Annotated in this window: 15 protein-coding genes, 6 tRNA genes and 1 pseudogene; 16 read left to right on the forward strand and 6 right to left on the reverse strand. The window is 43.6% G+C overall.

Annotated elements, in window-relative coordinates:
* Positions 1–263: 263 nt before the first annotated feature.
* Both DC094_RS09355 and DC094_RS09360 read left to right on the forward strand, forming a co-directional pair.
* Entirely contained in the window at positions 264–2,198 is a 1,935-nt protein-coding gene (locus tag DC094_RS09355) for a transglycosylase SLT domain-containing protein (RefSeq protein WP_116686864.1), read from the forward strand.
* A 137-nt stretch (positions 2,199–2,335) separates the two neighbouring features.
* Positions 2,336–4,384: an outer membrane protein assembly factor BamD gene (locus DC094_RS09360; RefSeq protein WP_116686865.1), complete on the forward strand. Its 2,049-nt coding sequence runs from the start codon at positions 2,336–2,338 to the stop codon at positions 4,382–4,384.
* 92 nt (positions 4,385–4,476) lie between these two features.
* Here DC094_RS09360 and DC094_RS09365 read toward each other — a convergent pair whose 3' ends face one another.
* Complete coding sequence (locus tag DC094_RS09365; RefSeq protein WP_116686866.1) at positions 4,477–4,713, reverse strand: glutaredoxin family protein; 237 nt, start codon at positions 4,711–4,713, stop codon at positions 4,477–4,479.
* Positions 4,713–6,341 (reverse strand): FimL-related protein, encoded by a 1,629-nt coding sequence (locus tag DC094_RS09370; RefSeq protein ID WP_158527276.1) that lies wholly within the window; start codon positions 6,339–6,341, stop codon positions 4,713–4,715. The genes DC094_RS09365 and DC094_RS09370 overlap by 1 nt, the downstream gene beginning before the upstream one ends.
* Before the next feature lie 222 nt (positions 6,342–6,563).
* On the opposite strand from DC094_RS09370, the gene DC094_RS09375 reads away from it, so the two are divergent.
* Positions 6,564–9,092, forward strand: coding sequence for a DUF6531 domain-containing protein (locus tag DC094_RS09375; RefSeq protein WP_116686868.1), 2,529 nt, complete (start codon positions 6,564–6,566; stop codon positions 9,090–9,092).
* 305 nt (positions 9,093–9,397) lie between these two features.
* Here the strand turns inward: DC094_RS09375 and DC094_RS09380 are convergent, their stop codons facing one another.
* Positions 9,398–10,504 carry a transposase gene (locus tag DC094_RS09380; RefSeq protein WP_116686869.1) on the reverse strand — a complete coding sequence of 369 codons (1,107 nt, stop codon included), beginning with the start codon at positions 10,502–10,504 and terminating at the stop codon, positions 9,398–9,400.
* 325 nt (positions 10,505–10,829) lie between these two features.
* On the opposite strand from DC094_RS09380, the gene DC094_RS09385 reads away from it, so the two are divergent.
* Positions 10,830–12,260: an IQM protein middle domain-containing protein gene (locus tag DC094_RS09385; protein ID WP_116686870.1), complete on the forward strand. Its 1,431-nt coding sequence runs from the start codon at positions 10,830–10,832 to the stop codon at positions 12,258–12,260.
* Positions 12,261–12,511: 251 nt separating this feature from the next.
* Here the strand turns inward: DC094_RS09385 and rlmKL are convergent, their stop codons facing one another.
* Positions 12,512–14,689, reverse strand: a complete 2,178-nt coding sequence (rlmKL, locus tag DC094_RS09390; protein ID WP_158527277.1) for a bifunctional 23S rRNA (guanine(2069)-N(7))-methyltransferase RlmK/23S rRNA (guanine(2445)-N(2))-methyltransferase RlmL — start codon at positions 14,687–14,689, stop codon at positions 12,512–12,514.
* Positions 14,690–15,187: 498 nt separating this feature from the next.
* Between rlmKL and DC094_RS09400 the strand changes: the two genes are divergently transcribed.
* The 6 genes from DC094_RS09400 to DC094_RS09425 all read left to right on the forward strand — a co-directional run bounded on the left by DC094_RS09400 (position 15,188) and on the right by DC094_RS09425 (position 15,887).
* A tRNA-Met gene (locus DC094_RS09400) sits at positions 15,188–15,263 on the forward strand.
* A 52-nt stretch (positions 15,264–15,315) separates the two neighbouring features.
* Positions 15,316–15,391: transfer RNA gene (locus DC094_RS09405), tRNA-Met, on the forward strand.
* Between the two features lie 51 nt (positions 15,392–15,442).
* Positions 15,443–15,518: transfer RNA gene (locus DC094_RS09410), tRNA-Met, on the forward strand.
* A 51-nt stretch (positions 15,519–15,569) separates the two neighbouring features.
* Positions 15,570–15,645 (forward strand) — tRNA-Met (locus DC094_RS09415).
* A 56-nt stretch (positions 15,646–15,701) separates the two neighbouring features.
* Positions 15,702–15,777: transfer RNA gene (locus tag DC094_RS09420), tRNA-Met, on the forward strand.
* 34 nt (positions 15,778–15,811) lie between these two features.
* Positions 15,812–15,887: transfer RNA gene (locus tag DC094_RS09425), tRNA-Met, on the forward strand.
* Positions 15,888–15,938: 51 nt separating this feature from the next.
* Here DC094_RS09425 and DC094_RS09430 read toward each other — a convergent pair.
* Positions 15,939–16,163 carry a DUF6429 family protein gene (locus DC094_RS09430; RefSeq protein ID WP_116686873.1) on the reverse strand — a complete coding sequence of 75 codons (225 nt, stop codon included), beginning with the start codon at positions 16,161–16,163 and terminating at the stop codon, positions 15,939–15,941.
* Between the two features lie 214 nt (positions 16,164–16,377).
* Here DC094_RS09430 and DC094_RS09435 point away from each other — a divergent pair, with 214 nt between their 5' ends.
* From DC094_RS09435 to DC094_RS22860, 6 genes and pseudogenes are all read left to right on the forward strand, one after another.
* Positions 16,378–16,773: a hypothetical protein gene (locus DC094_RS09435; RefSeq protein ID WP_116686874.1), complete on the forward strand. Its 396-nt coding sequence runs from the start codon at positions 16,378–16,380 to the stop codon at positions 16,771–16,773.
* 118 nt (positions 16,774–16,891) lie between these two features.
* Positions 16,892–17,203, forward strand: coding sequence for a DUF6693 family protein (locus DC094_RS09440; RefSeq protein ID WP_116686875.1), 312 nt, complete (start codon positions 16,892–16,894; stop codon positions 17,201–17,203).
* Positions 17,204–17,445: 242 nt separating this feature from the next.
* Positions 17,446–17,733, forward strand: a complete 288-nt coding sequence (locus DC094_RS09445) for a Fis family transcriptional regulator (RefSeq protein WP_116686876.1) — start codon at positions 17,446–17,448, stop codon at positions 17,731–17,733.
* An 82-nt stretch (positions 17,734–17,815) separates the two neighbouring features.
* Entirely contained in the window at positions 17,816–20,107 is a 2,292-nt protein-coding gene (locus DC094_RS09450; protein ID WP_116686877.1) for a peptidase U32 family protein, read from the forward strand.
* 31 nt (positions 20,108–20,138) lie between these two features.
* Positions 20,139–20,738, forward strand: a pseudogene (locus DC094_RS09455) (glutathione S-transferase N-terminal domain-containing protein); the annotation flags it as partial.
* Positions 20,674–20,871: a lasso RiPP family leader peptide-containing protein gene (locus tag DC094_RS22860; RefSeq protein ID WP_369406199.1), complete on the forward strand. Its 198-nt coding sequence runs from the start codon at positions 20,674–20,676 to the stop codon at positions 20,869–20,871. The pseudogene DC094_RS09455 and the gene DC094_RS22860, both read left to right, overlap by 65 nt.
* Before the next feature lie 314 nt (positions 20,872–21,185).
* Here DC094_RS22860 and tnpC read toward each other — a convergent pair whose 3' ends face one another.
* Positions 21,186–22,628, reverse strand: coding sequence for an IS66 family transposase (gene tnpC, locus DC094_RS09460; RefSeq protein WP_116686879.1), 1,443 nt, complete (start codon positions 22,626–22,628; stop codon positions 21,186–21,188).
* Between the last annotated feature and the right edge of the window lie 254 nt (positions 22,629–22,882).

Genomic DNA, 22,882 nt, shown 5'->3' on the forward strand with positions numbered 1-22,882 from the left:
GGCGATTATACCCAAATTCGACCAATTTTAACCTTACACCCATCCGACAATTGCAACTCCTTGATTTTTAATAAACTACAGTTTCGTTACCAACCCTGATTGACCTTTGAGCCACTACCTTTTATTTCAAAGGGTTAAAAAATACTCAAACTATCTACACCTAAAGTTAACCCGTCTGTTCTTTGTAATGATGAGAAGCGTGTTTGCCGGTTATACTTTTGCCACAGATCAAATAAAGGCATGGACTGCCAGCCAGGGAAATTATGCGACTCATTGTTCTGCTTGTTGCTTTCTTAATATCTTTTAATAGTTTTGCCGCCGAGTCGCAGCGCCAGTTATACACCAGAGCCGAATCTGCGCTTAAAAATGGCAACCTGAAACATTTCCGACAGATGCAAAAGCAACTAGACGATTACCCACTTGCTCCTTACCTAGAAATGAAAGCGATGCAACGGCGCTTTCGTATTAAAAACATCAAGCATTACCAGAAATTCATTCAGCGTTACCCCAACACCCCAATCGCCAGCAATATGAAAGGCTGGCTAAGGCGGCATTTGGCAAAAACCCATCAATGGGATTTAATCGTTAAGTATTTTAAAAACAGCAAAAATACTGAATACCAGTGCATCTATTTAAATGCCCGCCTCAAGCGCAAAGAAGATCCAAACACTATTTGGCCAGATGTTATTCCGTTATGGATAACGCCTGAATCATTGCCAAAACAATGTGACCCGGTGCTAGCTGCATGGAAAAAAGCCAATCAACTTACTGATCAATTGTTATGGCAACGGCTAACCGCCAGTCTGATTAACAGCGAATATGCGCTAGCTGAATATTTGGTTAAAGATCAACCCACCGAAGCACGCAAAGCGATTAGCAGTTGGGTTAAGTTGTTTCGCTCACCACACCGCATTAACAAAAAGCGTCTGCCACAAGCGCTAGATTCTGAAATATCGCTAGCACTACAAGATGCGCTGTATAAAAAAGTCATTAAAAGAACCAAGCTGGATAAATTGCCGCTACAGCTGGATATGCTGCAGGAAAAATCGACCATTGAATGGACCGGTTTGCCAAAAGCATCTCGCGCAGTGGCGTTAAAACTGGCATTAGCCGGTGAGCCTGCCGCAGATGTCTGGTTAAAGCGTTCACTGGCACAAAAAGCTGACCCAGTAATTCAGGAATGGTATTTACGTTGGTTAATTGGCCAACAAGACTGGAATACTTTGGTCGATGTTTTAGCTGAATTACCTGAATCAATCAGCCAAACCACCCAATGGCGCTATTGGCATGCCAGAGCATTGGAAGCCAATGGCGCTGATTTAACCGCAAACGCTATCTATAAAGAAATTGCTAAAACCCGTAATTACTACGGTTTAATGGCTAGCTGGCAGCTCGATCAACCGGTTGCGGTTAGAACTGAGAATATCGAGCAAGATCCTCAGCTTTTACAACAACTGTCACAACTGCCTTTTGTAGAAAGAGCAAAGGAGTTCTTTTTACTCGGCCAGGTAAATAAAGCCCGTTTAGAGTGGAATGCTGGGGTTAGGCAATTACCCGATGACCAAGCGGTCGATGCCGCTCAGTTAGCAATTAGTTGGGGCTGGTATGATCGGGCTATTTTCTCAATGCGATTGCCCGGCGCAAAAGACTATTCTGATCAATTAGACCTCAGATTCCCATTGGCTTGGCGTGAACCGGTTAAACAGCAATCGATTCGTTACGAGCTACCACCGGCATTAATCTATGCCATTGCCCGACTTGAAAGTGATTTTATGTCAGATGCACGCTCTCCTGTCGGCGCGTATGGTTTAATGCAATTATTGCCAGGTACCGCAAAACAAGTCGCGCGCGGTTATGCAATTCCTTTATCCAATCGCCGCGATTTATTAAACCCGCAAACTAATATTCGTCTCGGCAGTGCTTACCTGCACCGCTTGTCGGAAAAATTCAGCCAGAATTACCCTTTAGCAATTGCCGCTTACAATGCTGGACCTAATCGAGTGCGTCGTTGGTTGCCAGACAGCCCGATGGCACCAGACGTTTGGATTGAAACTATTCCTTACAAAGAAACCCGGAATTACGTTCAAAATTCATTGATTTACACTGCAATTTACCAACAGCATTTGGGCGGCCAACTCGATCCCCGAAAAATGCTCACTACCATTCAACCGCTACCACAAATTGCCAAGCTTCCCTGATCTGTCATCTTGCAAGAACTGACAAAGAATCATCAGTTATCATAAAATTTTAATTCTCCCCTTGCCGATCAGACAAGGGGCGATAACATAGAATCAAACTAATAAGAGCGGGAGGCGCAAAAGCGCAAACCCACCCAATGAAAAAATATTTACTGGTTATTGCTTTATTATTAGCAGCTTGTGGTGATGAAGCACGAGACTCGTTAGATGCTGCAAAACAAGCATCCACCTTGGAAGCATTAGATTACTATCTCAATCGCTATCCAGAATCCCCTTATCTTGATGAAGCACTTCAGGCGCGTGAAGATGTTTTAGTAAAAGCTGCGCTCTTGAGTGCAGGTTATGCCGAAATCGTCTCATTCATTGAGCAATACCCTGAAAACAACAGCCAACAAATTCTGCAACGCACGCTAGATAAACGTCTATTTCAAAGCGCCACTGAAGAAAATGATCTTCAGGCGATGACTTTGTATTTGAAGTTTTTTCCTGAAAGCCGCCGCATTTCAATTGTCGATAAACTACGTGACAGCTTGCTTTATGATCAGGCACAAGCAGCTAATTCTTTGCAAAGCTACGATCAATATTTAACCGATTATCCCAACGGCCGCTATGCCGGCGATGCTAAAAACCGCCGTGAAAATCGTTTATTCGAAAGCGCTTCGCAATCTAATAACAAGCGGTTATTGCAGCAGTATGCCAATCAATATCCCGATGGCCGTTTTGCAAACAACGTAAAAAACATGCTGAGAAAACTCGGCAGATCTCGCCTTAAAGCACGCACTAATAATCAATACAAGCGCTGGCAGCCCAGAGAAGGCATTTTATTTAATCAATGGATGCTCGAAGTAACCGCATTAGAAAAAATGAATAATCAGTTGTTGGTTTATATCAGCGGCGACCGTTCGAAAACCAAGGCCGATTGCCGAGTTAACTGGCGCTGGAAAGATCAACAGGGCAGAACCAGCAAACCAGTTGAACAGCTAGTGGCTTTAGGTAAATCCAACCAGTGGCGAATTTCGTTACAGGAACTTCACCCTGATAGCAGCGCAATTCAAATTGAAGTCGCCAGTAAAAGCCTTCATTGCGGCGAAATTGGCCAGTGGAAATCAGCTGCTGCATTTAATTTGAAAAGTAAGCCTACTCGAAGCGGTGATATTACGCAGTGGTTAGAAAGTCAGTCTGTGCTCGGCACTGGCTATCCAAAACTGAGTTTGAAAGACATTCGAATTTCTGGTCAACAGTTGGCGTTAATGGCATTAAAATCACCAAACTCAGCCTGCCAATATCAACTTCGCTGGAAAGATGATCGAGGTAGAGCCTCACCATTTATCAATGTTTCAAAAAACAACCAACGACTGAAAGCCCCACTACCTGGCAGCAATTCTCTCACACTGTCTTTTGAAATTAAAACCGGTAGTAGTTCATGTGGCCCTGAAGCGTCGATTATGACACCGGCTTTAGCATTGGCTGACTTGCCAAGTATTACTCCACTAGAGCAGCTAACTGCCAAACCATTAATTGATAAGCCACAACTATTTGCTCAAGTCGAAGAAGTGGTGCTAAGTGGTCAACGCAGTTATTTGAAAACGCGCATCATTAATAAGTCAGGTGCTCGCTGTGAGTTAGATTGGCGAATTAATAATGATGTGCAGTCGTTGCCGCTATCGGCGCAAAACAAGCCGCAGGTTATCTGGCTAGATGGCGACCTTGGCAGCGATGCCGACAATATGGTTGTGACCGTTTCTTCGCAAAATTGTGACGGACAACATCTTGGCACCACACCTGAATTACCACTCAATCAATTGGCCAGCACAATTTCAGCCAGCAAATGGTTAAAAGATCAGCCGATTGTCGCCCAAGATCATTCTGCCAATTGGTTATTCAGAATTAACCAGTTGCGCATCGCAGGCAATAAATTGCGGCTACTGGGTTATTTGAAAGGGCTTGATAACACGCTGGCATCCGCTTGTGATTTCCAATGGCAGTGGCAAGATCAGGTTGGCAAGAAATCAGCCGTCAAGAGCAAGGCTTATCAAATGGATACCGAAGGCCGAACCCTAATGTTGCCGCTCGATATGCCCGCTAGCAATCAGCGAATCAAGCTGGCTGTTCGCAGTACATCCAATGCTTGCCAACCGACCAACCATTGGTTCTATAGTCCGTATTTAGAAGTTTCGGGGTTATAAATTTAAGCGATGACACCCGACAAAAAAAGCCCCGCAGTGTTAAACACACTGCGGGGCCTTTTAATATTCTCAGACTGCCAACAGCTCAGTGGTTAAGTCAGAAATGCTATTAATTGCGGTAAAGTCACTGGCCAAGCTAACTCTTCGCCCGTCGGTTTTTGAATCACCGGAATACGAATGCCATAGCGTTCTTCCAGCTGATCGTCACCGCTAATTTCAACATGCTGCAGATGAATATCTAATGATTGCTCAAATGCTGCTTGAGCCACCAATTGCTCCATTTGCTCGCATAGATGACAGCCGAGCGTGGTATACAACTTAATAATCATTAATAACCTAGCTCAACCAGCGATTGCTCAGCTTCTTGCAAGTACTTCTCATGAATTCGATTGCTATCTAACAAACGCTCAAGGAAATAATCAACGCCGGCCAAAATATCGGCAATCAATTCTTGCTGCTGCTGACTGATCTGCTCTTGCTGTGATAGTTGATTCAACCATAAATTGCGCAATTCGCTGAGTAGCTGCCCGGCACGGTCAAAGCCGGCCATAACCAAACCACCTGCGATACTGGTCAGCAAGTGATCGATATCAATTTGTAACTGCGAAGATGGTTCACGTAACCAGCCAGTAAACGAGCTTCTGACACTTTCTAGGCTGCTCATCGCTTCGCGAATTACATGTGCTTCAGCGATCGACAATTCGTGCATCGCCAGCGCTTCTTTATTGGTGGTATTTTTACCATCCAATGTGGCTTCAACCATCACTAATGCTTCGGCAATTCCGTTAAGCATTTCTTGGGGCAACTCACCCTGATTCATGTTGATCGCATCGAGTTGATCCACCACCATTTGGCGCGGTTCAACCGCACCGAGCATTGCTAAGGTATCAGACAACCATTGCAACTTACTCGCCAAGAGAATCGGATCTTCTTCTGTACCGCGGCTTTCAGCGATCATATCGGTCAATGAACGAATCTTGGCCAATTCTTCGCGAATACCTTCAGCAACAATCGATTGAATTTCAGCATCTGGAGCACGCAATGATTCACGCGCTTGCTCTAATTCAGCGTCACTGGCGCCACTAGAATGCAAATTAAAGGCTTCACGTAATTCAGCCACTACCGAACCATCACTGGTACTTCTGGCAACGTAGAATAATAAACTTTTCATTAGTGCTTCTGGTGGTTTTCCGCCCATTACACCCCGGCCTTGCTGTACTAATTGACGCATTTGGCTATCGACCTGAGCTAGCAACAATTTAATTGCTGTGCCCTGATCAGTACCGCCTGCTTGCAAAGATTCAATCACCCCTTGCACCACCCACCACAATTGTCCCATTGGATGAACGCCGCACAACTGGTCTAGTCGTTCTAAAGCGATTTTCATCGGTGAAGACCAATCATCTGCCGATTCGCCTCGTATCAGGCGTAATAATCCGACTTGATAAGCCAAACGTAATCGGCGCACCACTGGCTCAAAAGAAGCTAACGGTAAATCTTCACTCTTTAAGCTGATGCGTTGGGCAGCGGCTAGTGATGGATTAAATACCGCCGATTCGCTTAATAGTGGTGCCTTACGAACTGCGCGCAGTTCATTTAATAGTGGCAACAACACCATTGGGTTATCGGCTTGGCGCTCAGAAACCTGTTCCAGATAAACCGGCAACTGCATCACCGCCTGCAACAGTAGCAACAAACCTTCTTCCGGCGTTTCTACTTTATGAGTAGTTAAAGCCTTGGCCAGTTGTTCCATTTCCTCAGCCAACAAGGCGGATCCATCTGTCTCAACCATGCGTAAACAGCCATGAACCTGATGCAGGTTTTCAATGGCCGACTCCAACTTGAACGGCGGAGGATTGTCAGCTTGGTTCTCTAACTGATCCTGAACCTGTTTCAGGTTCTTGCGGATTTCAGGGAGAATCCAGCTTAATGGTGAGAAGTCCTCGGTATTTGTCACTCTCGCTCCTTTGAACGATGAACTGCTAAAGCTGGGCAAAAGCTAATAATTTGCTTCGCCAAATGCAAGCTGAACATTACATGCTGCCCCATTTTGCTGCGTAAACATCATTAGCCCTATCGAATTTTCTGGCCAGACTTGCCGCATGTTCGCGCAGTGGGTTAGCATCTAGCTAAATCAAGACTGCATATAAGCAGCCCAATAAGAAGAATCATAAACGCGATGCAAAAACTTCTACAGACTTTGTTTCTGCTGCTAGCGCTTTATACGACTGTTGCGAGCAGCACCACGATAACTGGCTATGGCGGACAAACCAACAACGGTCAGTCACTTTTTGCCCAAGATCCTTGGGACTATTGTCAATATTTGTCCGATAAAGAATTTGGCGCAGGCAAAGCTGAAATCAATGACATCAGCTTTCCGCGAAAAAACTGTAAAGGTGACAACTGCAAACTTGAGTGCGGCATCAACCCCAACAATTCCAAAAAAACCTTAATTTACAAGGCCACCAAACAAAGTCGTGTTTGCGGCATCAACCAAGTCTGGTCTGAAAAAGCTCAAATCTGCAGCAGCGGTAAATATACCTCAATCAACCAGGTCAATTATGGTGATCAGTCCGATCACATTTCTATGATCGAAGGCGCAAATTCTGCAACTGGTAATTTATTTCTTGTGGAGCCTGAACTCAAATGGGATTCAATTTACCACGGCATTCCCTTTAGCCGATTTTACAACAGTTCAATTTCTCAAGACATCGGTTTAGGTGCTGGCTGGAGCCATAGCTATAGTGCTCGGCTAAACATTGGCAAAACATCGATCAAAGTGACTCGCCCTGATGGCCAAAGTTATCGTGCTAAAAAGAAAAAACAGCGGTGGAAGTTACCAGATTACATCCATGCCCAGCTGAAAAAAAATAGTGATAATGGTTGGACGCTGGCGATGGATCGTAGAATCGAAAAATACAATACGAATGGTTTGCTAACCAGTGTCACGTTCCCTGGTCAGTCAGAAATAAAACTGAGTTACAAAAAAGTAGCTGAGAACAAATCAGGCAAAACCATGCGCTTGGATAAAATCAGCCAAACTGACACTAGCAGTTTGCAATTTGGCTATCAAGACAATCGGTTAAGCAAAATCTCCAGCAATAATTCCGATGTTGCTAACTTCATTTACAAAAATGGATTACTAAAACTGACCAACAATCAGCAATATAAATACAGTCAGCAGCTTCCAAAAAGAATCACATCAAGAACCCATTCAGGAAAAACACAAGGTTGGAAATATGATCAGCACGGGCGAGTCTCTCAAATCACTCGCCCGGGAAACAGCCCAATCAAACTGCGTTATTTGAAAGGCAACAAAACCCGCATCAAGGAAGATGACCAGCGACAAATTGTTAGCAACAAACTAGACAGTTTGTTGTGGTATCAAAAAGCAGCGCCATCTAAAGTGGTTAGCAAAAAACCTGCTCTAGGTTTGTGGCCCAAGCAATTAAAGTTCAATGGCGAAGATATTTACTTGGAAAGCCAAAACCAATGGCTGAGTCGTTACACCGACTCTCGCCGCGACTGGTTGTTTGAATATAACAGCCAACGGCTAGAAAATTTTATTCAAAAAGGCAAAACTATCACTTATCAGCAGGATGAAACTGGCCGTTTTTCTTCAGTAAAAATCGATGGTCAAGCAACGCTTGAGGTCAGCCAACACACAGAGCAAGGGCTGCCAGCAACACTCTCAAACAGCAACTATCAGCTGCAACTTGAGTATGACAATGCAGGCCGTTTGATTTCAGCTAAAGACCCTACCTTGCTATTGCAAATAAAATTTCAGGGTGATTATTTAAGTTCTGCCACTTTGAACGGTAATTCTTTGAGTTTTTTCAAAACCAACCAAGGCTGGCAGTGGGATGCTGGAGATCTTGGCAAGGTCACCGCGCAAACCAAGAAAGATTTATTGTCAGAAATTTCTGTGGATGGTGATCAGCAAAAAATCGATCAACAGTTTAAAAAACTCAGCCGAGTGATTACTCGATTAAGCCTACTCAGCGGCAGTTTTTTCTTTCCTGAATTACAGCAGAATAATCTAACGCCGTTGGTTTATAGCAACAAAGCATTTGCCAAAGCACTTCAGCCGCTGTTGTCGTTACGGCCTTACTTGTTCCTGACTAATAATCAATTGGGTTATTTGCCAGCTAACCGACAACTGAAAATGCGGGTGAATGGCGATAATTATACTTTGCAGTATCAAGCCACTGGCCAGCTGCAAAGCATTGTACAGCCTGATGGTCAGCAACAAGCCATGCCACAAAGATCAACCGATCGAGATACGTTAGGTCGTTTGATCAAACTGTCGCTTGAGCAGTCGCGAGCGAGCAATGCTGAACAACCGAACACTCAATCAACAAATGCGCAAACAACAAATACCAGCCGCAGTTATGTGTATCTACACAGCTTTTCTCTGGACGATCAATTAAGCGAAATTATTACTGATCAGCATAAATTATTGATTGATAAAGACGGTGACATTTCAGCTCAGTTAAAACAGTCTGAAAAAATCGCCCAAGTAGCGAATAAGAAAAAACGTTTGAAAGATCGAATGCTTAAACGCTACAACCGTTTAAAAGAAGACACGCCTGCACTCGATCCTACCGAGTTATCTCCTAAAGATCAGCAACTTTGGTGTTCCGGTGAATTCCGCTGGCAAGACAACCCAGAACTTAACCTGGAAAACTGGTTAAGTGATTGTCGGTAGAAATCGATAACAACAGCAAATAACAACGGCGTTTAAACAAACGCCGTTTTTTTATTTGCGCCACCCTTTTTATTTGCGCCACCCAAAATTATAACAATATCGAAATAAATTTTTCTTATATTCATTTTCAGCAACTCTTTCTCAACAAAAACAGCAAAACTCTGTATAAAACCAAACAATATTGATATCACACCTATTTTTTTTGATTTATCTTATAATTTATTGCACGACAAAAGCCGGATAAGTTCCGGTGATCAATATCTTCTTATTTTAACCAAGGAAAGCTGATTAACGTCGAGCAACAATCAAGACGGTGGTTGACTTCTAGTCATCTTTTGCGTATCTCGCCAATTTTGTGTCTGTTGCTTTACCCTCTGGCGGAATTGTTTCAGACTTAATGCATCACCCATTGCGTGGGCAAACTGTCGCGCACTGGCCATCACAGTGCTGCGACCGCTCATGGCAGATGCCCACCAGCGTGCATCAGTCTCAATTTGTAATCGTTCAAAAATCGGCGGCAACTCACTATCCATATGATATTTCTTGTCATTTCTTGCCATGCGGGCGCTGGCATCTACCAGTTCTAAATAATCTTTTAATTTAAATGGCAACGGATGAATTTTATCTTTGATATTAATGCTAGATTTGGTTTTGCTATCGACAAAAGGTTTTAATCGGGCGAAATTATAATCGTAGCGCCGCTGATTATTTGTTTTTCGGCTTTTCTTTCTACGATGGTTATTGACGGGTAATTCCGTTTCGACCCGAGCTTGCACTGAAGTATAATTCGATGTTTCTGGCGTTTTTGCAATACCGGCACGCAATGGATTTAGGTCGACATAAGCCATACAGGTGAGCAACGCCTGCTCATCCAAAAGGGCTTGTGCTTTAAATCGTCCCTCCCAGAATCGACCACTACATTGGTCTTCCGCGTTGGCCATTCGTGCCAGCGGCTCGTTAATTGAGCGCATAAACCAGCTAATGGAATATAATCGCTTGCGATAAATAGTATCAGCAGTTTCTTCAACCCATTGAATTTGCATTTGAGTCAGCATGTGAAATTTGTCAGGATCGAGATAATCTTTAATCCATGGATGCGCTTCGAATACCTTGCAGTATTGCAACAACACCTGCTTAATATTCCATTTTTTCGCGCGCTCCACATCTACATACACCACCAGATGATAGTGGTTGGACATCACGGCATAAGATGCAATATCAACCGCGAACGCTTGGCTGAGTCGATCAATTCGGTCGACAATCCACTGGCGGCGGTGGTCATAGTTTCTACGAAATTTTTTAAGCAGCGTTGGATCTTCGCCGCATAGCCACCCACTGCGTACGCAGCGACTTACTACATGTAGAAACGGATTTTCTTTTGGGTCATAGAGAATAGCTCTGGGTGCTGGCATGATGTTAAAAAGACAACTTTTTCAAGTGCCGCTCCTGCAAACTTCAACGATTGCAAAAGATTAAGTCACTTGCAACCAGAAAAGAAATAGAAGTTTTTTTACCAGCGATAAGTACAACTATGGTTGGTAGTATTTATTTAGAATAAAATATTTTTATAAATAGCAAACCAATAAACAACCCAACCAGTTTACTCATAAATTATTTTTCATCTTGCATAGCTATTCTTTTGGATGGCATGACCTTCGCATGACCTTCGTGAGCATGACCTTCTTTTTTTCTTTCCTATGGCTATAGTTAACCAACTGATGAGAAAAGGAATACTCAATGGACTCTAGCGCTCACCATTCACAAGCAACACCTAGCTCTAGGATTGTTTTCCATACCCTTGCGCCGGCTCGCATGCTTGCTTATCTAGAAAAACACCCTTTAACAAACCCGAACCTTCCTACAACAACTGAATGGCTACAGTTAATTAATAATGTCAATGTCCCCGGCCGGATAGATCCAAAAGATGTCGATGAAGCCATAAGAGCACCTTCTTCTTTAGAAGTCACAGAAAGAATTCAGCTATTTTTAATGACGCTTGATACAGAAATAAATCAGATATCCAGCCTTGTCATGATCTATAACGAGGTTCATGGCGAAGCACAAACACGCCTTCTTTATCAATTACTTAAGATTTTAAAATTGTGGTTAGAGGTGGCTCCATACACGGCAAACACGGCAAACACAGCAAACACAGCAAACACAGCAAACACAGCAAACACGGATGAAAAGCTCTACATCACTCAAAACGATATAAAAGCAACTCGGCGGCCGGCCGTTGCAGATTTATTTGCAAAAGTTAGCACTTTATTGGCTAAAAGAATTCAATGCCCACTAAGCAGCTTAGAAGATAAAGCAAAAAAAATGTTTGAACCGCCCCAAAGAGTTGTTACACCACCTATTCCACCAAAACCTTACACACAACAACCTTATTCTACTGCACCTCCGCCGCTCCCACCGCGCTCATCATCTCATCAACCGACAACCTCTCTAACCTTCGCCCATACATTGCCTCAGTATTCTATCTTGCCTCACAAGCTAGTTAAGGACAAAAAGCAATTGGAAAATAAGCGACTCGAATATTTATCTGAAGAACAAGTCGAACGCTTTCGCCTTCAATTTCAAAGTGGACGTCTTATGCAATATCATTGGTGGCAGAGCGAACCTGATGCATTTAAGAGGGTTCAGAACATGACATTCAAACCAAGCCACTCGCATATTTCGACTGGCCAGTTAAGTCTAGTTCTCGCTGAATCAAAAAATATGGCGAGGTCAAATACGCAAAGCTTTCATGCCAAATCAGTTTCTGACTTCTGCGGCTGTATAATGAGCACATCTGGTATTTTCTATGCCGCACAGCATCTTGAGTTTCCAAGGGGTTATTCCATAACTAATTTCTATCATTCAAGTTATTTATCTGGAGCCAATGTCGCATTCGCTGGCATTATAAAAATAGTCCATGGTGAGGTGCAAGCTATTTGTAACGACAGTGGCCATTACCAACCCGACAGAACGTCATTAGCGTCAGCACTTAGAGTAATGCAAAGTAATGGTGTCAATATAAATATAATAGAAGTTTTTGCTGTAAATCCAAAAACAAGTAAGCATGAGGCCATTGGCATGGGAAATGATGTGATTTTACAATACAGCATCTCGCAACCACAAAGCGCCTTACCGAAAGGAAATGCTCAAGACGGATGGATAATATAATAAAAGCTTGGCTCTTGCTGGGTAGCTGGTTAACTATTAAATCAGTTATGCACTTCAACCGCATGAAAATACCTACCACTTATAGGTATTCGCACTATGCAGGCGGGCCGCCTGCGCTCCCAGTATAAGCACTGATTGTCATGACTTAGCTTGCACCAACGCATGGCACTACATTTGAGCATTCAGTCCGCAATACAAAACCACCGACTTTAGCCGGTGGTTTTTGAGTGTTGAAATATACCGAAATTAATTTACTTGGTTTCAATCAACCAGCAATTATGAATTTTTGGGTTGCGCTCGTAATCCGGTGGCAACATTTTCGAATCGAGATTTTGCACCTGATATTTCTCTTTCACTTCATCGCTCATTTTAAAATCACGACGGTTGTTAGAAAAATACAACTGGCCATCGGCTGCTAATCGCGCCATGGCACGGTCGATTAACCACGGGTGATCTTTAGTGACATCGATCGAACGGTCCATTCGTGAAGAATTGAAAAAGTTTGGCGGGTCCATAAAGATCAGGTCAAATTCGCCCTCTTTCTCTTTAGAATCCAGCCACTGATAACAATCAACCTTACGAATAGGATGCTTTAAGGTACTAATTTGGTTTAATCGGAAATTATCTTCCGCCCAAGTTAAATAGTACTTTGACATATTCAACGTCAAACTTGAGCTGGCATCAGCCAAGGCCGCATGGACACTGGCAGTTGCTGTGCTGGCGAACAAGTTTAAGAATCGCTTACCTTTTACAATGCTCGACAAATGACGGCGCATTGGACGGTGATCGAGGAATAAACCGCTATCGAGGTTATCTTCCAGGTTCACAACCAGTTTTGCCTGACCTTCCTCAACCACTATATTAGCCGCGCCATTTTCCTGATGAATTGGCTGGCCCGCGCTCTTTTCTTTCTGTCGCACTCGAATATGAATATTTTCCGGTGCAATATTCAGCTGCTTTTGTAAGTGCCACAAAATATCGGAAAAACGCTGGCGAGCAGCTTTTTCATCAACCGATGAAGGCGCTAAATATTCTTGAATCAACAAGTGATCGTTATAAATGTCGATTGCTGCCGCATATTCTGGTAAGTCAGCATCATATAACCGATAGGCGTGAATATTTTCTCGTTTAATCCAGCTTGAAAGTTTGCGGCGGTTCTTTTTCAAACGGTTGCCAAACATTTCACTATGGGGTGTCGGCTGAAAATCTTTGCGGCAGCTGCGCCATAATGCCGGGTGCATTCTTTGTTTGAATACTTGGCGGAAATTCTCGTCTTTAAGATCCATATTCAACAGCTGGCATTCCAACGGGCCGTTATACAATTTATAGCGGCGGTCAGACTGAATACCAAACGCCTTACCAAGCCCAGCGTTGGATAACAGAACTGATGCTTTCCAGCCAACATAGTCACGCTTTAATGTGTCGCCAAGCTGCTGATAAAGGACTTCAATTTCAGCATCTTCGCCTAATCGCTCACCATAGGGTAAGTTACAAATCAGCAAACCGGCGGCACTTTCATCTGGCGCGGGTTGGTCAGCCAAAGCCAAGTGTTCAAACTTCATTAAACGAGCAAAGCCAGCAGCTGATGCAGCATCTTTAGCGCCACCAATCACTTTTTTACTCAGATCGTAACCATGGAACTGCGGCAAATGATCCATACCATTGACCATTCTTTGACGCGCATCGGCCAGCATTTGCTGCCATTGCTGCGAATCAAACTCTGGCAAGGCTGAAAAGCCCCAGTAGTCACGCCATTTCAAACCTGGCGCAATATCCGCCGCCATCAGCAAACCTTCCATCAATAATGTGCCACTACCACACATAGGATCGATTAAGGTCAGCTGCTTACCTTCAGGCCGCTCAGCAACCAGTTTTGGCCAGCCGGCACGCACTAAAATAGCGGCTGCTAGGTTTTCTTTAATCGGTGCAGAACCCGTTAGTTGCCGATAGCCGCGCTGGTGCAAAGGCGCACCGGATAAATCAAGACTGATTTGAATGCCCGATGCACGCACCAGAACATGAATGCGTATATCGGCCTGCTGAATATCTACCGAAGGGCGATAGCCATTTTTTTCACGGAGCTGATCGACAATGGCATCTTTAGAGCGCTGGGCCATAAATAAGCTATGACCTTCAACACCAGAAGCAATCGCTTGCACCGATAAGGTTTTATCCTCGGTGAAAATCTCACTCCAATCGATTTGCGAAGTTGCCTGGTAAACATCTTTTTCACCGGCAAACTCACCCAGCTCAAGCAATACCCGGCTGGCCAAGCGAGACCAAAGACAGATTCTGCAGCCTTCCATAAAACTGGCCGTTAGCGAAACACCTGCTCGCGTCTCCTTGGCATCTTCAAAACCCAGTTGACGAAGCTCATCCAGTAATAGGCCTTCCAGCCCTTTGGCACATGTAATAAAGAAACGACTCAAAATCTAACCTCCAGTAACAGGCGGCCAATGATAGTCGCTGGCAGATGTTTACGAAAGGGAACGATAGCCAAACCGCTGCGACATGTGAGTTTCAGGATTATTGAACGAACCATACCAAGGCGCAGCTTTATATTCATGGTGGTTCCTTTAATAAAAGATGCAACGCCGAGCAGGTTTTGCTCGGCGATCTCCGAAGGGCTGGCCTGTAAGCGTTTCATACTGCGTTATTAATTTTGAAAAGGGCCGCACATTAACTGCAATTAATGCCTTGCCTAAAACGCTTACCACGCCAGCTGAAGCTTACATTTCGAAGTAGTTTGAGTATTCCACTTGCAATTGCTTATGCTGCCGCCTAGAATGCGTCCTCGCTGTAACAGGGCAAGGCAAACAACCAACTCAACCAGATAGTTATTTGGTCATTGTTAGTTTTAGCTTTAACCTTCAGCAAGAATTAATTTACTTGATTAAATATTGATTCAGGTAAATGCCAAGCATTGTCGCGGGATGGAGCAGTTGGCAGCTCGTCGGGCTCATAACCCGAAGGTCGCAGGTTCAAGTCCTGCTCCCGCAACCATATTATCTACTTATTGGTTTGCCAAAATTTTTAAGTAGAAAGAAAGCATTGTCGCGGGATGGAGCAGTTGGCAGCTCGTCGGGCTCATAACCCGAAGGTCGCAGGTTCAAGTCCTGCTCCCGCAACCAAATTCTCTACTGATTTGTTTGCTAAAACTTTGATGTAGGAACAAGTATTGTCGCGGGATGGAGCAGTTGGCAGCTCGTCGGGCTCATAACCCGAAGGTCGCAGGTTCAAGTCCTGCTCCCGCAACCATATTCTCTGCTTTACAATGTGTAAGCATTGTAAAGCAGAACGCCAAATTAACGCGGGATGGAGCAGTTGGCAGCTCGTCGGGCTCATAACCCGAAGGTCGCAGGTTCAAGTCCTGCTCCCGCAACCAAATTATCTACTAATTTGTTTGCCAAAATAAATTGTTAAAGTAGATCACCAAATTGTCGCGGGATGGAGCAGTTGGCAGCTCGTCGGGCTCATAACCCGAAGGTCGCAGGTTCAAGTCCTGCTCCCGCAACCAATTTACTGCATGTGGCATGCAGACCCCGAACTGACGCGGGATGGAGCAGTTGGCAGCTCGTCGGGCTCATAACCCGAAGGTCGCAGGTTCAAGTCCTGCTCCCGCAACCAGTTAGAAAGCCATCTTTTTTAGATGGCTTTTTTTTGCCTGGAATTTGGCTTTTATTTACAAAACATCTGCTCAAAGAGCGCCTTAGACTTTTCTCGCCCTTCCTTGCTTAACCAAACTGATTTAGCTTTGCTAGCTGGGTTATCAATTAAACCTTCTTGGTGCAATCGATCCATTGCTTGCCAATCAAGTGACTTCCAACTACGACATTCATCATGCAGATTCAGGTACATTAGCGCCAAAACTGCGTCATCAATTTTTTGCTGATCTATTTCCATTGCAATCTCTACATTGATTTAGAAACTGCTGGTCATTTTATATTTAATTTTGCTTCTGCCAACGTCATTCTCCAATCAAGGTTTCACTACTCTCGAAATCATGTTTATCTGTATCATTCAAAATCACCCCAAAGCTAAATGAATAAACTATCAATAGAAGAAGTGATTTGATTAAATACAAACAGACAATGTATTTAACGAGTGATTCAAAGCAATGGTCGGAAAAATACTAGCTACCGCACTGAAAGTATTTGAAATTTTCGTCAAACTCGTCGCGGCAGGAATATTAATTATCCTACTACTGGTAGTAGCCGATTACGGCTATTGCCGCTACATGCTATTTACTGCCGTAGAATCTGATGAATTACTCACGTTTTACTCGGGAAAAGTCTATTTAAAAGACAGCAAAGAACTATTTACAGGAAATGCTTACAGTACACTCTGTGGCGGTGAATGTGGCTTGTTTGTCGGCTGCCCCAGCATTCATTCTTTGATTCACTATCAAGATGGCATCAAGAAAGGGGTTGCTTATTACCCACCTAGCCAGCGAGCAGATGATTATTTTATATTTGGCATCTTTGAGACAGAACCACTAAAAATTATTCACTAGCAATTGAGTTGATAAGATCAAGTTATTTACATGTAAATGTAAGTAAATAACGATTCACCAACAGCACTTACTAAGCCTAGCTTTACCAGCCCCAAACTAGCCAACAAGGAACCACACCATGAACATCAAAGCTGATATTTCAATTATGGATATCATCGGCCACCTGGTTATCTGGGTGATTCTGAGCTTCATCACTTTAGGCATCGCCCTATTCTTCTTCCCCTACTCTTTTTCAAAATTCATCATTAACCGCACCTCGATTATCGACGGTGGAATTGAGCGAAAGATGGAATGCGATATAGACCTGTTTGGCAACCTAGGCCATGTCATTTTATGGGCGATCATCTCAATTGTGACGCTGGGGCTTGGTTATATTTTCTACTTTTACCGGGTATGGAATTACGCACTGAATAATTCTCGGGTTTTGTAAGAAACATTTCCGAGGTTGTTTTTAGCGTTTGTTGTAGGTTTGATGAGCACTAGCTAAATCAGACATTTCCTAACAAAGTCAAAAGTGTCTGATTGCGCCTTCAGCTTATCAAACCTACGATGTTCGCGTTTTTTTTTCAAGCAGCACTTGGATTATTAATACCAAGCGCCAATAAATTAAATTTAAAAAATGATCGCGCATCTTTTTGATTAAAAACCATCGCAAACACTCAAGGCTAAAATTTGAACAAAGTTACCGCAAAATTCGATAGTCGCGTCTGCAAAGCGCTAGCAACTGCAACCGAGAAGGCCAATGCCATTTCAGGTTTCAGCCACTTTAGCCATCAAGCCGATTGGAGCAACTTCCCCAATAGCCTGATGGTCAGCTGTCATTTCCAAGATGCGGCACAATCAGTCGACTCGTTGTTGCTTGAGGAGAAAATGGCTAAGTTGTTACAAGCAAACCTGTTAAAACAAGGGATTAAATTCAAAGATATTCGTAAAAATATCAAGCTAGTCACCCAGCCATAATCCTTCTCTCTTATGGCAATCCACCAAAGATGCCGCTAGAATCGCCTTTCAAAATTACAGGTTGTAAAAAGTAGTGACTCAGATGAGCAGAAAGATTGAATTATTAGCGCCAGGTGGCGATGTTGAAGCCATTAAAGCCGCCATTGTTGCCGGTGCCAATGCCGTTTATTGCGGGCTAGATACCTTCAATGCTCGCAACAGAGCAGCCAATCTTTCCTTTGATGATTTAACTGGAATTTTACGCTTGGCGCATAAGTATGACTGCGAGGTGTTCTTAACTCTCAACGTAGTTATTCTTGAGCAAGAATTACCGACCATGATCAAGCTGTTGAATAAACTAGTCAATAGCGGCATCGATGGCATTATCGTGCAAGATCTCGGTATGTTTAATCTGGTTAAAAAGTTTTTTCCAACATTAGATATTCACGCTTCAACGCAATTAACCACACACAATGAAGGGCAACTACATTTTTTAAAAAAAATAGGTGCCTCGCGGGTTAATTTGTCTAGAGAGCTCAATATTGGTGAAATTAAATCTCTGACTACGCTGTCCCATGAGCTTGGTGTTCTGACCGAAGTTTTTGTTCATGGCGCACTTTGCATTGCGTTTTCTGGTCAGTGCTATTCCAGCTCGGTGAGCGTTGGCAACTCAGGCAACCGTGGCCGCTGCAGCCAAGCCTGCCGCGATGAATATGAAGTCACCGCAACCGGTAATAAATATCCGCTCAACCTAAAAGATAACTCCGCTTATTTTGACCTACCGGAACTGGTGGCAGCCGGTGTTGACTCGCTTAAGGTCGAAGGCCGAATTAAAGGCGCACATTACGTTTACACCGTAATCGACACTTGGCGAAAACAGATTGATCAGTTTGTCGCAACTGGCAAGCTGCTGCCCGACGACTCTAACCTGCATAAAGTATTTAACCGCGACTTCACCAACTCGTTTTTGCAAGGTAACTTGACCAAAGATATGTTTATCGACAACCCACGCGACCACAGCGTTCAGCATGCGGTTGGCAACAGTGACGGTATATCAGCAATTCAAATCCAAGAAGCCAAAGACGAACTGTATATCGATAGAAACCAGCTAGGTGCTGAGCTAAGAGAAAAAATTCAATATTTAAGCACTGCAAAACTACCGCTTAAAATTGAATTTTCAGGTGCTATCGACACACCATTAAGCATTAGCGCAATCATCGGTGCTGACGCTTCTGACTCCGCCAGTGATGCCATCAGTAACGGCGATCAAGATGCAAAAACAATTAACATTCAATCAGACTCAGTATTGGCAGTCACCGAAAAATCTGAGCTGACTGAAAAAACACTGGCCAAACGCTTTAAGAGTTTTGATAATGCCGAATTTAATCTTGAATTCTGTTTTGCAGGCTACGATTCTGGCTTAAGCATTCCATTTAAAGAAGTCACCTCGCTTAAAAATCAGCTGGCATTTTTACTTAATAATTCAATTGAAGTGGTACCCAATGTAGAGGTGGCTGCATTGGATAAGAGCAATAGGTCATCCGGCAAACCTACTCTGTCAATTTTAATCGCCGATGAAAAAGATTTTCACCTGTGCGATTTAACCGGTGCCGATGTCTACTTTAAGCTACCGGAAAGCTTTAAAAAAGACTGCCCTAAATACATTGACTTGCTAAAGGCCAACCCAAGATTAATTCCTTGGTTTCCTGCCGTATTAATTGGCAAAGACTATTTTGAAGCGGTAAAAATTCTTGAGCAAGTGCAACCTAAGCGAATCGTCACCAACAATACCGGCATCGCTTATAAAGCTTATGAAATGGACATTGAATGGGTCGCTGGCCCTTTCTTAAACACCACCAATTCATATGCACTACTCACACTACAAGAAGAGCTTAACTGCGCCGGCGCTTTCATTTCTAATGAGATTAACCGCCTGCAGTTGCGCAATATCGCTCGCCCGGATGATTTCAAACTCTATTACAGCATTTACCATCCCATTCTAATGATGACCAGCCGCCAGTGCTTCTTCCAGCAAACCGTCGGCTGTAAAAAACCCAGCATTGAAGATGGCTGCATGTTGAAATGCGAGAAAGCGACCACGATTAAAAACGTCAAAGGCATTCAGTTTTCCATCGACAAACAAAAAGGTGGTTACCCAAGTATTTATAACCATGAACAGTTTTTAAACTTGGATGTTGTGAATGACTTAACTGACTTATTTGATGAATTCTTTATCGATTTAACCAACATCGGCGCAGGCTCAAAAGCAGAGCAAGACAAAGCACAATTGATTCAACACTTCGAAAGCGTATTGCAAGGAAGCGAGCAAGCTTCAGCTCAATTAAATCAAATGATTACAGTTTCAACCAATGCTCAATATCGCCAAGGGCTTTAGATAAAAGAGAATAGGAAAGAGCGCCACGCTTATGCTGCCGATATTATATTCGCTACAGCACTGCCCTTACGCAATGCGTGCTCGCCTTGGCCTACTAATGGCGCAGCAGCAAGTTATGCTGCGCGCCATTACCATGAAAAATAAACCCAAAGAAATGCTAGCGATCTCTCCCAAAGGGACCGTTCCAGTATTGGTTTTTGCCGACGCACTCCATAAGTTTTCAATCAATTCGAAAGTCATCGATGAAAGCTTAGATATTATGCTGTGGGCACTGCAACAAAATGACCCGGATGACTTGCTACACAAAGACAGTCCCAACGACCTAGTCGCCATGCTGAATTTGATTAAACGCAACGATAAACAATTTAAACCGCAGTTAGAAATCTACAAAAAAGCCAAGCGATTTCATCTTGAAAATGAACTCGACGAACGCAAAAAATGTGAAAATTTTATTGCTGAACTTGAGCAAAGATTATCGAAAACTAGCAGCAATTCAAATGGTGAAATAAGTAGCGGATATTTTGTCGGCAATAAGCCAGGTTTTATCGATTACGCACTGCTGCCCTTTGTCCGCCAGTTCTCCAAAGTTAATCGAGCATGGTTCGTTCAAGCGCCTTACCCTAACCTGCGAGCTTGGCTTGAAGGCCACTTGCAGAGTCGCTTGTATTCAAAAGCTATGGCCAAATATCCATTGTGGCTGGATGAGCAGAAAGAATGTTTTCTGGGCGAGGATTAAACGATCTGCTTTCTCACGCCACAACTAAACCCATAGCTGACATGAAGAAAATGTGCCTGACGATATTTCTTCACCCCCCCACAAAAGCTATTAGGGATAGCCTTAGCTTATATACCGCTACTGCTGTAAACTCTCTTCTCAACAGCAAAACTTTACAACGAAATAAATGACGCCACCCAAGATATTTTTTATACCCACCAAAAAATATTCAATTTCTCATGCGGTTGTAACTGGTTTAACCTCCTACAACCGTTGAAGTTTGCAGGAGCGGCACTTGAAAACGGAAAAAAGCGGAAAAAAGCGCCACCCATAACTTTACTTATAATGTAACCATTCAGCATGTCACACCAACCGATCCAATTTCTCCTGAATAAAGTCCGGCCATTTACCCGCAAATAATAACGACAAAGCTTCCCCAACACCGACCCCATTTTTTTGGCAGGTCGATATATAGCTCCGGATTCTGCAATACGCTTTCACGCCATCCCATGAGCGGAAGCAGCCTGATATCTTCTGCTGAACCTTGCTCATACGGAAGTCCCGTTCACCCTGATTATTGGTAAACGGTGCTCGGGTATTACTCATAAACCGCAGCACGTCTGCTTCAAAATCCCGCAGCCGCTCTAATAAATTTCTCGATTTACTTCGTGCTAATTTCCCTCGCTTTAATTGACCTTTTTTATCCGCTTTTTTTGGCTCAGGTGCCGGGCATTCCCGATCACCTGCTTTTAATATTTTTCGATATCGCTTCACCCATTTTTGACACTGCTTTTCATCCAACTCACCCCCCGCCTCATTGACTGCTGTATTCATTTCATAAAGCAGATCTTCCATTGCCTTGGCCCACTGCTGGCCATCTTGCTCATGGGCTCGCGCCAATTCACGTACATGATGGGCGTTACACAATACATGCAAGCACAGCACAAATCGGTAGTAGCTTTTCCAGTGATCGTGTACCAATAAACCGGTAAATTTAGGCAAGATGTCGATCGCTTCCATTGCCTCGATACCTCTTGATTCATGCGCTTCAATCCACGTCCAGCGGTCATTGCTCGCGACATGTAGCCACTTTCGTTTACCATTGATATTGACGCCGGTTTCATCGGCATGAATCAAATCTCCAGCACGCAAAATAGCCGGTACTAACTGAGCAAATGGCTTCAGTCGATTAAAAGCTTCCTGATTAAAATTGGCAAGGCTACCGGTGCTGATTGGCGCATCCAATATCTCAGCGAAGTGCTTTTGAGTCCGTTCATAAGGAATCAGCTGGTAGCTCGACATATAAACCGCGTTGGCTTTAAACTCATTGCCATATTGTATTGGCCGAGTGACCCCTTGCGGAAACTCAGCAACAAACTGGTTACCCTGCTCGTCTTGTAGAATCTGCGCCCGATATTCGGTGACATATCGGGTAATACGAACATCAACTACTTGGCGGCTTTCACTGCCAACAACACGGTATTTTCCTTTCGGCAATTGGCTACGATCAATCGTAATATCCAGCACTTCATCTGGGTCTTTCACCGGTGATAAATTACTGCCTTTATGGCCAGGCTGCCCGCCTGGGTTTTTATTGCTTTTGGCGCGCGATTTCTTTTCTCGATTAGGATCTGCCGATGGCGGAATGCTGGAGTTTTTGCTGTTTAGCCCTTTGCTATCAAGCAATATCTTAACGACGAGCATCAGCATACGAACCATCGCCACCAGTTCGGGCGGTAAGCTTTTGCTTTTGGCTAACAATCGCTCGGTTTCAGCGATGGTTTTATTAATTTCGATTGAGTCCATGCGGTTATTATCGCACAGGTTTTCAGGGTGGTTTTTTTGTCTCTGAGGCTTACTGTGGCGACTTTTTAGAAGCGGAATGCTGATGCGCTATTCTGAGCAAAAAACATTGATAATCAGGTGTGTTAATAGCAGTTTAATGCGGCGTTTAAGTGGTATTCTGAAAGAGGTGCTTAAATTCGGGAAAATATCAAAAAACCTGTCAAGCGATTTTTATATTAAATTGTGCTGAATGGTTACAATTTACCATCTAAAAC

Origin of the sequence: Pelagibaculum spongiae (assembly GCF_003097315.1) — a bacterium.
Classification (GTDB): Bacteria; Pseudomonadota; Gammaproteobacteria; order Enterobacterales; family Pelagibaculaceae; genus Pelagibaculum; species Pelagibaculum spongiae.